The sequence below is a fragment of the Pseudanabaena sp. PCC 6802 genome (assembly GCF_000332175.1).
GTDB lineage: Bacteria > Cyanobacteriota > Cyanobacteriia > Pseudanabaenales > Pseudanabaenaceae > PCC-6802.
Map to the genome: position 1 here is coordinate 3,701,244 of NZ_KB235914.1, position 12,972 is coordinate 3,714,215.

Here is a 12,972-nt window from a genome sequence, read left to right on the forward strand (position 1 = left end):
GAAATGCCGTGCCCATCTAAGTCAATTCTGATTTAGTCAGGCATAGCATGTTATAGCCGTAGACAGATCTGTTAGGACAGGGGGTGTGGGGCTGCGCCCCCACACAGGGGTGGAACCACTGCACCCCGTCCTAAGCCTATTGGCTATAGCTATACTTAAAATCTTTGGAGAAATATACCTTGAAAGGAATTCTAATTAGCTTCGGAATAGTCGCCGTAGCGGTTTTAGTCTTGTTTTTCGCCCAACCCAAAGGTGGCTCCGATCGGGCGATCGCCTCCGAACCACCTGCTACTGTTATTGCTAATACAACCGCAAATATCAAAACAACTACCGAAGAACCTACTATGACTGCTGCCGCTAATGATGCCGACCTGGTAACTACTGAATCTGGACTCAAATATAAAGAAATCAAAGTGGGAACGGGGGCAACTCCTACCCAAGGACAAACCGTGACCGTCCACTACACGGGCACCCTGGAAGATGGCTCGAAGTTTGATAGCTCGCGCGATCGCAATAGTCCCTTCTCATTTAAGCTTGGTGTCGGTCAGGTGATTAAGGGTTGGGATGAAGGTCTATCGACAATGAAAGTAGGCGGTCGCCGTCAGTTAATCATTCCACCTGAATTGGGCTATGGTGCTAGAGGCGCTGGTGGAGTGATTCCTCCAAATGCCGTTCTCATCTTTGATGTGGAACTGCTCAAAATCTCTTAGTTATAGCGTTTTTCAATTGAGAACAGGTTGTATTGACGGAGTGAAGGGGTAGAACACGGCAGTGGCTCTAGCGGGGAACCCCCGAGAACGCCCTGCCTTCCCTTCTTGGGGGCAACGCCCCCAAATCCCCTACTCACCTCCGATCTGAAAACCGCTATAGGGATAATTAACGCGAATTTGGTATGAGAGATGGGGGCGATGGTGATGTCCGCTACAGTTAGCAGTCATACACTGCTGGAGAATAAATAGTAGAACTTTTGTAAAACCCGTAACCTATGGCTCTTGATGGTGTAGCAAAGGCGCGGATTATCGTTTGCGGACTTAACCGAACTGGTTACAAGATCCTGTGCCTTCTCAAACAGCAGGGAGCGTCAGTAATTGGCGTGCACGATCGCCGCCCCACCGATGCCCAGGATCGCGATCTTGATGGAATTATCATTGGCGATTTGCAGGCTGCTGCTACGCTGCTCGCTGCGGGTATATCTGAAGCCCATACTTTGGTCTTGTCTGGCGCAGATGAAGCCCTAAATTTAGCTATCCTCATGCAAGCGCGGGCGCTCAATCCCCGCATTAGAATTGTGAATCGGCTCTTTAATGCTAGTTTGGGCGAACGGTTAGACCGCACGCTACCAGAGCATTTCACCATGAGCGTAGCGGCACTTGCCGCTCCGGTGTTTGCTTTCACGGCATTGGGTAATAAAGCGATCGGGCAACTCCGCTTGTTCCATCAAACATGGCCGATCTACGAAGAATATATTGACGAGCGCCACCCCTGGCGCGGCCATACTTTAGCCGAACTGTGGGTCGATCGCTCTCGCATGTTGATCTACTATCTTCCCATCGATGGCAATATAGATCTGGTATCGGCGGTGACCGGAGAACAAAAGCTGCGCCTAGGCGATCGCCTGCTCATAGGCACGCAACCAAAGGTACGCACTGTCCAAAGAAAACTAAACCAAAAGCTCGGCAAGGTAGTATCTAGCCTGCGTCAACTCAAGGAATATAGCAACTCCATGCTCGTGGTTGCTCTCGCTCTGATTAGCACTATCTTCGTGGCGACGCTTGTTTATACCAGTTTGCAACTGCACGTCTCTTTGGTAGATGCCCTTTACTTTTCTGTGGGCATGATTACTGGTGCGGGGGGCAACGAGCAGGTAGTAGAAAAATCATCGGATGGCATCAAGATATTTACGGTGGTGATGATGCTGACTGGTGCGGCGGTAATTGGCATTTGGTACGCATTGCTGAATGATTTTGTCCTCGGTACCAGGTTTCGGCAATTTTGGGATGCAGCGCGGGTACCCCAGCGCAACCACTATGTTGTCTGCGGTCTGGGTAATGTAGGCGTGCAGATTGCCTCCCAGTTGCATAAATACGGGCATGAAGTCGTGGCGATCGAGCGCGATCCGAATAACCGCTTTCTAGAAACCGTGCGATCGCTAGGCATTCCCGTAATCCAAAGCGATGCTAGCCTGCCAGCTACGCTGAAATTAGCAAACTTGGCGCAAGCTGAGGCATTGATGTCTGTAACCCGCAGCGATACTGCCAATTTAGAAATAGCGCTGAATGCTAAGGGTGTTGCGCCTAAAGTACCTGTCATCGTCCGCTACGAAGATCCCCACTTTGCGCACATGGCACAGCAATTATTTGAGTTTGAATCAGTACTTAGCCCTACGGAAATTGTGGCACCAGCTTTTGCAGCAGCAGCTTTAGGAGGTAGAATCCTGGGTAATGGCATTCTGGGCGATAAGTTATGGGTATCGCTAGCAACGATAATCACGGTTAACCATCCTTTCTGCGGCAAGCAGGTGAAGGATGCGGCCAGGATGTCGGATTTCGTCCCACTTTACATCGAAACCGAATCTGGCACTATCCACGGATGGGATCTACTAGCAGCTCATCTTAGTGCCGGAGATGTTTTGTACCTGACCATACCTGCAACAAAGCTGGATCAACTATGGCGGGTTACCCCACTTCAAGTTCCATCTAGTCAAAACACCATCTAACAAGGCAATGCCTCATAATTGGCTAGACTAGACACAGATTCGGTATCGCCACTTATGAGCTACTGCCTCAACCCTAACTGCCCCCAGCCCCAAAATGACGATCGCTTCCAGTTTTGTCAGAGTTGTGGAGCGCGGCTACTGCTAAAAGACTCATATCTGGCGATCGCTCCCATTGGCGAAGGAGGTATGGGCAGAACCTTTCGCGCCATCAATCGCGCTAAGTTCGACCAGCCTTGCGCGATTAAGCAATTAATGCTCCAGTACCAGGCTGGCAGTCATCGGCAAAAAGCGATCGAGCTATTCAACCGCGAAGCCGCACAACTGCAATCCCTAGGCAAGCACCCTCAAATACCCGAACTAATCGCCTACTTCGAGCAAGAGAATTCTCTCTATCTCGTCCAGGAGTTGATCGAGGGACGGAATTTACTGGATGAAATGAAGGAACAGGGAGCGTTCGACGAAGCCAAAATTCGCGAGTTGCTGCTGGACTTACTGCCAGTCTTGCAATTCATTCACGAGCGCGGCACGATCCATCGCGATATCAAACCAGAAAATATTATCCGACGGCGATCGCCCCTTACACCTGAGGGGTGGCAGCTAGTTCTGGTTGACTTTGGTGCCTCGAAGGTAGTGACATCTGCCACAGTATCCAAAACCGGAACGTTTATTGGCAGTGCAGAGTACACAGCACCGGAACAACTGAGGGGTAAAGCCACTTTTGCTAGCGATATTTATAGCTTGGGTGCGACTTGCATACATCTATTGACAGGAACCTCTCCGTTTGACCTATATAACGATATTGAAGATCGATGGATATGGCGACAATATCTCAAAGAGCCAGTCAGCGAGTCTTTAGGAAACATCCTGGATCGAATGCTGGCCAAACCCACCAGCAATCGCTTTGAATCGGCTGGTATTATCTTAGATATACTAAATAATAAGTCATCAATTTCATCTCTAGTAGTAACAAAAAAATCGAGTGATGATGATAAAATCGCACCTGTAGGCAATTACTCCAAATTGAAGGAATTACTGGAGACAGGGAATTGGCTGGAAGCAGATCGCGAAACTAGCGCCATCATATTAAAACTTACAGGTAAAGACAAGATACGCGAGATCGCTCGCAAAGATATCGAAATTCTTTCCTGCGCCGATCTCTACGAACTAGATCGGATGTGGGATTACTACAGCAATCACAAATTCGGATTTAGCGTTCAAAAGGAGATTTGGCAAGGCTTGGGAGGAGTTTTATTCTATGACAGCAGAAATTACTGGAAATTTGCCGAAACCTATATCAAATTCGCCGAACGCACGGGCTGGGCAAAGAAATCCTGGTTTTCAGAGTCAAGCTGGCTCAAATATAAAGATTTAAACTTCTCAATCGATGCACCTAGAGGACATCTCCCCGCCACTTTCCATTGGCACGGACACGAAGTCATGGATGCATTGTTCCTGCGCATCAAAGTCTGCGGCTATTAAAGAAATTTCTAGTGGATATAGCTATAGCTAATAGGCTTAGGACGGGGTGCAGGGGTTCCACCCCTGCGTGGGGACGCAGCCCCCTGTCCTAACAGATCTATCTACGGCTATAACATCTCTATCTACGGCTATAACATCCCCATAAGGGCAGGTTGTGCCAAGATGGCGGAGTTGGTTGTGGCCGATCGCGAAGCAGCAATTGCGCAAGCAAAGCAACTCACGCAGCAGATGCAGGAGGATTCGAGCAGTTCGGGTTTTGAGGAGGGCCTATTAAAATTAATCCAGGCAGTTATTGTTTACAAGTTAGAGTATAACGGTCTCCAGGATTTACAAGCCACGTTCGCATTAGATGATGTCAGGAAAACACGTTTGTTTATAGTAAGTTACCCCTACTACTGGTCAGAACTTATCCTGATTGGTAACCAGTTGTAGAATAGGGGAGTGTAGAGTCTATATTCTCCTGTTTTCTAATTAAAAATGTCGCTATGACTTCTCCCAATTTTCCTTTCTATACTGCAACTGCTGCACTACTGGCATCTCTTAATCTTGTAGCTCTTCCCCTTGCACCAGTGTCTGCTCAGAAGATCTCAGGCGATCGGGGCGAAATTGCCAGCGCGATCGACAAGCTTAAGGGCGGTAAGGTAGTCTATACCCCACCCAAGGATGTTGGTACGCCTACAAATACCGTAGGAGGATTGTCGCGCGGCGAATGTAAAGAAGTTAGATGCTTAATGGCATTAATGCCCAATACTAAGTCTGGTGTCGATCACTTCCCGCAAACTGTCTCCTCCCATCCCGTTTTCTTTTTCAATGCCCCCAAATTCTCAGGTTGGGCTGAATTCAGATTGTACGAAGTAAGTACGAAGGCAGCGCCAAAACGCATCTACAAAACAAGATTCCCAATCGAAACCCAAGCCAGCATTATTAGTTTCCGCATGCCCCTGGATGCTCCAGAACTGAAAGTTGGGAAATTTTATCGCTGGGAATTTGCGTGGAATAACCCTGCCAATAGTACGTGCGTGGGTGTGGTACGGCGGGTAGACCTCGATCGCACCGTATTGCAACAGATAGCTAAAGCCAAGCCTATTGACAAAGCTAGCCTTTATGCCAAAGCGGGAGTTTGGTTTGAGGCGGTGGAAACTCTGGCAGAAGCTCGTCGCGATCGCCCCGACGCTCCCGACTTAATGACGGAATGGAGCGATCTGCTCAAATCGGTCGGTTTAGATGTCGTCGTCTTGCAGCCGATTAGCCCCGAATCGCTAAGTACAAAAGCAAGCAATAGCTATTGATGCCGAGCGCGATCGTTAAACAGCGAGGAATTGTTGAATGATGTCATTACTGAGGCTTTTGGTTTCGCCAGAAGCAACGATCGTGCCCTTTTGCATGGCATAGTAGCGATTGGCCTGACGGACAAAATGGAGGTGCTGTTCCACTAACAGCACTGAGATACCTGTAGTCTTGACGATTCGTTGGATCGATGCTTCGATTTCCAGAACGATTGAGGGTTGAATCCCTTCGGTTGGTTCGTCCAAAAGTAAGAGTTGCGGTCTGCCCATTAAAGCGCGGGCGATCGCCAGTTGTTGCTGCTGCCCGCCGCTGAGGTTACCACCCAAGCGCCAGAGCATGGATTTGAGCACCGGAAAAAGCTCGAATGCTTGTTCCATCATCTCGGTTTCTCTTCCTTTCGTTCTACCAGTTTCCAAACCAAGCAGCAAGTTTTCTTTTACGGTTAGCTTCGGGATAATTTCTCTGCCCTGTGGCACATAACCTATACCCAGCTTGGCACGGCGATCTGGCGATCGGCGCAGTATGGACTCTGTCATCAAGTTCACTTCACCGCTACGGGCAGACAGCAACCCAATAATGGTTTTGAGCAATGTTGTTTTACCGACACCATTGCGTCCGATCAAGCAGACCATTTCACCTGAAAACACGTTCAGATCGACATTGCGCAGGATGTGACTTTCGCCGTAATAAACATTAAGCCCCGATATGTTGAGAATGGGGTGGGTAACCTCCGGCTTGTCGAGCAGAGCGGAATTGAGATCTTTTGTCATAGTAAACAGTCCAGGTGACGATCGTCTAGCTAACCTAACCCAATTAGTGTAGGGGTTTCTGTAGCCTTTATACATTTTTTATTAGCAACGATAACGATGCCCGATATGGGTAAATAAGCGCGTAGCAATCCAATGTTGGATTGCTACGAAAAGTTATTGCTGCAAATTTCAGGCAGATCGGGGTTGGGGCTAGGGAATGCCAAGCAGGTTTTAATTACCAAGTTTCCTCAGTTTGGTTTTGTTTCTCCCAAAATTCCAAGTCCAGTTCCTCCAGGTAAACCAGAGCACTTTGAATCTGTCGGTCAGTACCAACTAACTCCAGATTAAACCAACCATCTTCTCTGGTATTTTCTCCCAACAGGGCTGCAGTGATGTTAACCGTCAAGCCGTGCTCTGATACGAAATTAGAAACAATCGGTTCCTGGTGATGGGTTTGCGGAACCCTGAGGGTAATGTGGTGCTTGGCTAGCCTTTCCTGGATAGCCTGTTGGCGATTAAGCTGGTGATCGAATTGAGCATTTTGCGTGCGAGCGGACATATTCATGCTTGCGTCTCCTAAACGTTTTGCTTTTGTAAAACACGAAATTAATATCAATTGATACTGACTAATTAAGCGTTCAGTTACGTTCCCGATCGGGAGTGCTCTCTAGAACCACTATCAGGTTAACCAAAGATTGCAAAATGTAAAGCGATCTACATCACAGTTTTTAGTGTTTGTTGGTAGAGAAGTCTCGTCTGTGGAGCTTTTACAGCTAACTTGAGAAATTCAACACCTGCATAAACTTTTTTTGCCATGCATAAATTTTGGGCGCACCAAGCAAACGTGCGGTATTGGGATTTGCTGCGATCGCTACCATTTGGTGCCTAAAAGTATCTTAAGATACCAGTCCAAACTCAACAGCCCGAAAAGCTTGTAAGTATTTTAGATTATGCGATCGCTCAGACACCTCAGTATCAAATCGCAATTGATTGTCATGCTTTTATCCGTTAGCGGACTATCCATTCTCGTTACCACCTATTTGGGCTACCGCAGCGGACAGGCGAACCTCACCGATCGCGCTTTCAGTCAGCTCACCAGCGTGCGAGCATCCAAAGCCTACCAAATCGAAGCTTACTTCAAAAATATTCGCAACCATACCCAAACTCTTAGCGAAGATCCCGCAATGGTGTCGGCACTTCAGGAATTTGCGCTTGCCTATCAGCAGTTACAAGGCGCGACTGTCCCCGAGGCGTTCGATCGACGAATTCAATCCTACTATCGCGATGAATTCCTGCCCAAACTTGCCAAGACCGAATCCGGGTCTCCCGTTTTGGCTGCCTACCTCCCTAAAGTCACTGCCTCCCGCTATTTGCAATACCACTACATTGCTGCTAATCCACACCCCCTGGGCAAAAAACATTTGCTGGATGCCGCCAACGATAGCAGTAACTACAGCCGCCTCCACGCCCGCTACCATCCGATTTTCCGCAATATCATCGAAAAATTTGGCTATTACGATATGTTCCTGATCGACACCCAGGGTAACGTGGTTTATACCGTGTTTAAAGAAACTGATTTCACCACAAATTTTAATAATGGTGCTTATCAAGATAGCAACCTGGCCAGTTTGAATGCCACAGTGCGCTCGTCCAAGGAACGAAACTATGCCAAACTGGCAGACTTTGTAGCTTATGCCCCTTCCTATGGCGCACCAGCAGCATTTATTGCTGCCCCCATGTTCGATCGCTCCGAATTTGTCGGCGTTCTCGCCTTTCAACTCCCCGTTGATGAAATTAATAACGTGATGACGGGCAATCGCCATTGGGAAAGCGATGGTTTGGGCAAAACTGGGGAAACCTACCTGGTTGGGCGAGATCGGTTGATGCGATCGGTATCTCGCTTTTTAGTGCAGGATCCGCAAACTTACTTGAATACCCTGCGATCGCTGGGAATGCATGCGGCTACCATTAACCGGATCGAGCAATATGGCACCTCCATTTTGCAGCAACCCGTACACACTGATGGCGCTACCGCAGCTTTGAACGGACAACAAGGCACCCAAATTATCAACGATTACCGAAATATTCCGGTGCTCAGCTCCTACGCGCCGATTCGGATTGATGGACTGGACTGGGCAATCTTAGCGGAAATAGATTTGGCGGAAGCTTATGCCCCCATCTATGACTTTGAGCGCCAGATTTTAATTTCGGCTACGCTTTTAATGCTGCTGGTGACCCTGTTAGCGATGGGATTGGCAAATCTATTTGTGAAGCCAATTCAACAATTGATCGATAGTGCCCGTAAAGTTGCGGCTGGGGAATTGGATACCATTGTGGCTCTGGATACACGCAACGAATTTGGTGAATTGGCTCAATCTTTTAACCTCATGGTCGATAGCCTGCAAACTCAGACCAATTTGGTTGAGGAGAAAAATCGCGAGAACGAACAATTCTTGCTCAGCGTCTTTCCCGCCGCGATCGCAAAGCGTCTGAAGCGAGGAGAAAAAGATATCGCTGAAGATGTTTCCAATGTCTCCGTCCTGTTTGCCCATCTCACAGGGTTTTCCCAACTTTCTGCCGCTCTGACAGCCTACGAAATAGTGACAATTTTGAACGAACTCGTGACAGCCTTTGACGATGCCGCCGAGCGACATGGCATGGAGAAGATTAAAACGATTGGAGATAGTTATCTGGCAGTTTGCGGCGTTTCTACACCCTATTTAGATCAGGATAAGCGGGCGGTCGATCTGGCAATGGAGATGCGTGCGATTATTCGTCGATTTAACCACGAACGCAATTTTCATTTGAATATCTGCATCGGTCTGAATTCAGGAGATGTTGTGGCGGGAATCGTGGGGCGAAATAAATTTATTTATGATGTTTGGGGCGACACGATTGACCTGGCGAATACCCTATGCACGACTTGCCCACCCGGTGCAATTCTCGGGTCTACGACAATTTACCAGCGATTGCACGATCTCTATGCTTGGGAAGCACTGGAAGTGTCGAATAACGGCACTAAGCTGCGTGCCTGGCAACTGAAGCCCTCTGAGTTTGCGGATCGCTGATGGGGCTATCCATCCAATTCCTCCCGCCCCCCTAAATAACTTCCCCTCTCAACGGTATCTATGAACAGCAGCACCCTTTGGCAAAGTAGCACCTGGATTTGGGCGATCGCGCTCGCAATTGGCTTTCCCTTCACGACTATTCTGCTGGGCGAAACCATCCACTGGTTAAGCCGACATGGCAAGCCCCTGGCTACCACCCTGCGGTTGGTTCGCAACTTGATCGTGCCAGTACTGGTATTCCTGCTGTTTATGCAACATGTCTTGCATCTAGAGGCCGATGGGCGCACGATCAAAACTATGCAAACCCTCCTCTGGGTCTGTATTCTCCATGCTTCTTTATCTCTACTGAATGTAGTGCTGTTTGAAGAAGCCGAGACCGATACGTGGCGCTCGAAGGTGCCAAAACTGCTGATCGATCTGTTGCGTTTAGTCCTGATCCTGGTGGGAACGGCAATCGTCCTCGCAACGGTGTGGAATGCCGATTTAGCCGGTCTAGCTACCGCTCTTGGGGTTAGTTCGATCGTGATCGGTCTAGCTTTACAGGATACCCTGGGCAGCGTGACCTCTGGAATAGCCTTGCTGTTCGAGCGCCCCTTTTCCGTGGGCGATTGGCTGCAAGTGGGGGATTTTGTGGGACAGGTGATCGACATTAACTGGCGAGCGGTGCGACTCCAAACCTTGGAGCGAGAAATGCTGGTGATTCCCCACAAAGTAATTAGTGCTGAAATCATTCGCAATTTTAGTCAACCGCTGCTGCTGCATGCAGAACGAATTAAACTGGGATTTTCTTACAATAATCCACCGAACCTCGCCAAACAAGTGCTGAAAAGTACGGCTTTGGGAACTCAAGGGATTCTGTCCGAACCCGAGCCTCAAGTTTTTACATTAGCCTACGATGATTCTGCGGTGACTTATGAAGTGAAATTCTTTATCCACAACTATGGCGAGCTAGAAGAAATTCGCGATCGCTTCATGACGCGAGTTTGGTATGCTGCCCAGCGCAATGGTTTATCCATTCCCTTTCCCATTCGCACGCTTTATCATTTCCACGGCCCCACCGCCCAAGCTAAGCAAACCGCCAAACGCTTTGCCAATAGTTTGCAATCGCTGCCCTCGTTTGTGCCTTTGGAGGAAGAAACCGATCTGCAAAACCCCTCCGAAAATATCGAGCTACAGCACTTTGGAGCAGGTGAAAAAGTCATGCGCCAGGGGGATTTGAGCCACGCGCTGTACATCATTATCTCTGGCAGAGCGCGATTGACTACCCGCGATCGCCAGGGAGTGGAGCAGGAAGTTCTGGTGCTGCAAGCTGGAGAATTCTTTGGGATGATTACCTTATTTTCCGGCGAACCTAGCGCGGTATCGATCGCAGCAATTAACGATCTGGAGGTCATGCGCCTTTCCGCTACGGTGGTCGATCGAATGATCGAGCGCCAGCCTCAATTTGCCCGCGAAATCGGACAAGTTTTAGAAAACCGCCGTCGGGCGATTCAAGCGGTGCAGCAGCCGGAGGAGAAGCCCGCTTAGGGATTTGCGGAATGTACCAACTGTAGGATGTGTTAGGCGTTAGCCGTAACACATCGCCGTTTCGTGCAAGCTCCTTAACAACGCTATACGACAAATCGCTGGCCGGATACAGGTTCTATTACTTTTGTGGTGAGTTGATGCTCGGCCAGGGAAGTTCGCAAACAATCGGCACTGCCCTCTGAGCGCAGTAGAGAAAGCAGCACGCCCTTAAATTCGATATCGCCACCGGCAGCGGTCGGTACGATCGCTTTTGGTTTTAACCACTGCGCTAGCTGCAATGCGCTTTTGTGCCCCTGAATCACTGGGCCTAACAAGGGGATGCGCAGATCGATGATGGGGGCGATCGCTACATCCACAGGTGCAAATTCCTTAATTTCAGGACTGTGAAACCCATGCGGTTCGTAGTATAGGGTTTTGCCGTCCTCAAGTTGCTCGATCAGGTAACCGTTTTCCACTAGCATCGGGCCGATGGGCGAACCGGGCAGAGCGCGAATTTTCACGCGATCGCTGAGGGTAAATGTCTCGCCGTGTGCTAAAGCCGTGACCTGGGTAAATCCTGAGTGTTTGGCAACTTTTGCCGCATTTGGCGATGCCACCACGGGTATATTTTTATCCAGTTGTTGCAGGGTAGCAGGATGAGCGTGATCCTCAATGCCTTGGGATAGCAAAATCAGGTCGATATCGGTTGGAATCGGCTTCGGTATGGTGCGCTCCCCCTTAAATAACCAGGTCATGTTGCCAAACACTAAAGGCCCGACCAACCAGGGATCGAGGAGGATATGCTTACCCCCCATTTCAATCAGCCAGGAATTGCTGTCTAACCAGGTCAGGTACATAGCTTTAAGTTTTAACAATAACAAAGTATGTACTATTGTAAAGAAATCTTCGACAACTATTTTCGCCGTAATAGCTGGCGATCGCCACGCCCAAACCGTAAAAGCAATCACAAAAGCGATCTGAACGAGAAGAAGATCGATCGTACAAGTCGAGCTAAGCCTTGTTTTTTTAGTGTTAGAGAAAGCGATCGCGCTCTTAGTTTTCTGTCAACCAGCGATCGAGGTCGGTAATATTATTGAAGTCTAACAACGCCTCGCTGAGTGCTTCCATTTGCTCGAGATTAAGATTGTTAATTTGGGTTTGGTGGCAGTCTAAATTACCAAACTTTTTGTTTAGGAGACGTAATAAAAGCGATCGCGCCTCATTTTGTCTACCTTGCTGCATACCCTGCTGCATACCTTCTTGTCTACCTTGCTGCATACCCTGCTGTATACCCTGCTGCATGCCCTCTTGCCTAGCATCCTGATAAACCCGAGTCTGCCGCAGATCGTCTAGTGTAAACATAGCTTGAATCTCCTCCCGACTTAGCTTAGGGAATTTATATACCAGGACAGTCTCCATAAATTCTACTACAGTCTCTTTTAGCTCTGGCAAGCATCTCTGCTCCACCTCTGTTTTGAGGTTCGCAACCAATTCAGGAATTGTCGCCGATGGTGTGACGATTAACTGCACGATCTTAATTGCCCAAGAATCAGTTTCGCGCTCCTGCCAATCGTCCAGGTAAACCCGCCTGATTCGATTACTGGCAAATAGTTCGCGAAAATGCTCGGCTTCACCAGGGTCGTAGCTGCGGCGGGCAAAGATTGCCACTGCTTGCCAATCTCGTTCCGGTTCGTACTGGCTGAGGTACATGCAAATCTCTGCCATGAATGCGCTGTAGAAATTATTCTTGGGCTGAGACTGCACCTCGGTAAAGACGATCGGGTTGTCAGAGTTTTTGGGTAAAAAAACGCCATCAAATCGAAATGCCTTTTCCTTCACTTCGACAGAGACAAACTCATAATCATCTACGTTGGGAATTGGCTGCTCGGTTAGCTCAAACAGGAGCGAATGAAAGGTTTTTAGCAACTTATAGAACAGGGTGTCAGTTTTCACGACGAATTATTACAACTCAAGTTTGACAGTGCGTTTAGCTTGCCATCCAATTATCGCAACAGGAGAGACATGTTCCCAATCTCTGGGCAACAATCTTCCCACCATTCCTTCCGTATCACAAGCAGTCACGACATTGGAGCGCATCTATCAGTACGACCTGAACTTCAGGCCAGCCATAGAGTTTCTGTGTAAAATCCAACAGGTTATTGATTTA

At 48.6% G+C, this 12,972-nt stretch carries 11 protein-coding genes; 7 read left to right on the plus strand and 4 right to left on the minus strand.

Annotated features, from left to right (window positions below; all coding sequences use genetic code 11):
- Positions 1-179 precede the first annotated feature (179 nt).
- From PSE6802_RS0123025 to PSE6802_RS31435, 5 genes are all read left to right on the plus strand, one after another.
- Positions 180-710 (plus strand): FKBP-type peptidyl-prolyl cis-trans isomerase, encoded by a 531-nt coding sequence (locus PSE6802_RS0123025; RefSeq protein ID WP_026103494.1) that lies wholly within the window; start codon positions 180-182, stop codon positions 708-710.
- A 275-nt stretch (positions 711-985) separates the two neighbouring features.
- Positions 986-2,716, plus strand: coding sequence for an NAD-binding protein (locus PSE6802_RS0123030; RefSeq protein WP_019502388.1), 1,731 nt, complete (start codon positions 986-988; stop codon positions 2,714-2,716).
- 54 nt (positions 2,717-2,770) lie between these two features.
- Entirely contained in the window at positions 2,771-4,195 is a 1,425-nt protein-coding gene (locus PSE6802_RS0123035; protein ID WP_019502389.1) for a serine/threonine-protein kinase, read from the plus strand.
- Positions 4,196-4,357: 162 nt separating this feature from the next.
- The gene (locus PSE6802_RS0123040; protein WP_019502390.1) at positions 4,358-4,627 is read left to right on the plus strand and encodes a DUF2887 domain-containing protein; all 270 of its coding nucleotides are present in this window, start codon (positions 4,358-4,360) and stop codon (positions 4,625-4,627) included.
- A gap of 53 nt (positions 4,628-4,680) precedes the next feature.
- Complete coding sequence (locus PSE6802_RS31435) at positions 4,681-5,484, plus strand: DUF928 domain-containing protein (RefSeq protein WP_019502391.1); 804 nt, start codon at positions 4,681-4,683, stop codon at positions 5,482-5,484.
- A 15-nt stretch (positions 5,485-5,499) separates the two neighbouring features.
- Here PSE6802_RS31435 and urtE read toward each other — a convergent pair whose 3' ends face one another.
- Entirely contained in the window at positions 5,500-6,252 is a 753-nt protein-coding gene (gene urtE, locus PSE6802_RS0123050; RefSeq protein WP_019502392.1) for an urea ABC transporter ATP-binding subunit UrtE, read from the minus strand.
- Between the two features lie 214 nt (positions 6,253-6,466).
- On the minus strand, positions 6,467-6,790 hold the full coding sequence (locus PSE6802_RS0123055) for an NIL domain-containing protein (RefSeq protein WP_019502393.1): 324 nt from the start codon (positions 6,788-6,790) through the stop codon (positions 6,467-6,469).
- Between the two features lie 391 nt (positions 6,791-7,181).
- Here PSE6802_RS0123055 and PSE6802_RS0123065 point away from each other — a divergent pair, with 391 nt between their 5' ends.
- Both PSE6802_RS0123065 and PSE6802_RS0123070 read left to right on the plus strand, forming a co-directional pair.
- Positions 7,182-9,299 (plus strand): adenylate/guanylate cyclase domain-containing protein, encoded by a 2,118-nt coding sequence (locus PSE6802_RS0123065; protein ID WP_019502395.1) that lies wholly within the window; start codon positions 7,182-7,184, stop codon positions 9,297-9,299.
- A 60-nt stretch (positions 9,300-9,359) separates the two neighbouring features.
- The gene (locus PSE6802_RS0123070) at positions 9,360-10,826 is read left to right on the plus strand and encodes a mechanosensitive ion channel family protein (RefSeq protein WP_019502396.1); all 1,467 of its coding nucleotides are present in this window, start codon (positions 9,360-9,362) and stop codon (positions 10,824-10,826) included.
- Positions 10,827-10,909: 83 nt separating this feature from the next.
- Here PSE6802_RS0123070 and PSE6802_RS0123075 read toward each other — a convergent pair whose 3' ends face one another.
- Together PSE6802_RS0123075 and PSE6802_RS0123080 are read right to left on the minus strand one after the other, a co-directional pair.
- On the minus strand, positions 10,910-11,662 hold the full coding sequence (locus tag PSE6802_RS0123075; protein WP_026103496.1) for an MBL fold metallo-hydrolase: 753 nt from the start codon (positions 11,660-11,662) through the stop codon (positions 10,910-10,912).
- 196 nt (positions 11,663-11,858) lie between these two features.
- Complete coding sequence (locus PSE6802_RS0123080; RefSeq protein ID WP_019502398.1) at positions 11,859-12,758, minus strand: Rpn family recombination-promoting nuclease/putative transposase; 900 nt, start codon at positions 12,756-12,758, stop codon at positions 11,859-11,861.
- Between the last annotated feature and the right edge of the window lie 214 nt (positions 12,759-12,972).

Excerpts from the sequence above, each read along its gene's own strand:
- PSE6802_RS0123030 (WP_019502388.1), top strand. The coding sequence starts at position 986 with ATGGCTCTTGATGGTGTAGCAAAGGCGCGGATTATCGTTTGCGGACTT.
- PSE6802_RS0123035 (WP_019502389.1), top strand. The coding sequence starts at position 2,771 with ATGAGCTACTGCCTCAACCCTAACTGCCCCCAGCCCCAAAATGACGAT.
- PSE6802_RS0123040 (WP_019502390.1), top strand. The coding sequence starts at position 4,358 with ATGGCGGAGTTGGTTGTGGCCGATCGCGAAGCAGCAATTGCGCAAGCA.
- PSE6802_RS31435 (WP_019502391.1), top strand. The coding sequence starts at position 4,681 with ATGACTTCTCCCAATTTTCCTTTCTATACTGCAACTGCTGCACTACTG.
- urtE (WP_019502392.1), bottom strand. The coding sequence starts at position 6,252 with ATGACAAAAGATCTCAATTCCGCTCTGCTCGACAAGCCGGAGGTTACC.
- PSE6802_RS0123055 (WP_019502393.1), bottom strand. The coding sequence starts at position 6,790 with ATGTCCGCTCGCACGCAAAATGCTCAATTCGATCACCAGCTTAATCGC.
- PSE6802_RS0123065 (WP_019502395.1), top strand. The coding sequence starts at position 7,182 with ATGCGATCGCTCAGACACCTCAGTATCAAATCGCAATTGATTGTCATG.
- PSE6802_RS0123070 (WP_019502396.1), top strand. The coding sequence starts at position 9,360 with ATGAACAGCAGCACCCTTTGGCAAAGTAGCACCTGGATTTGGGCGATC.
- PSE6802_RS0123075 (WP_026103496.1), bottom strand. The coding sequence starts at position 11,662 with ATGTACCTGACCTGGTTAGACAGCAATTCCTGGCTGATTGAAATGGGG.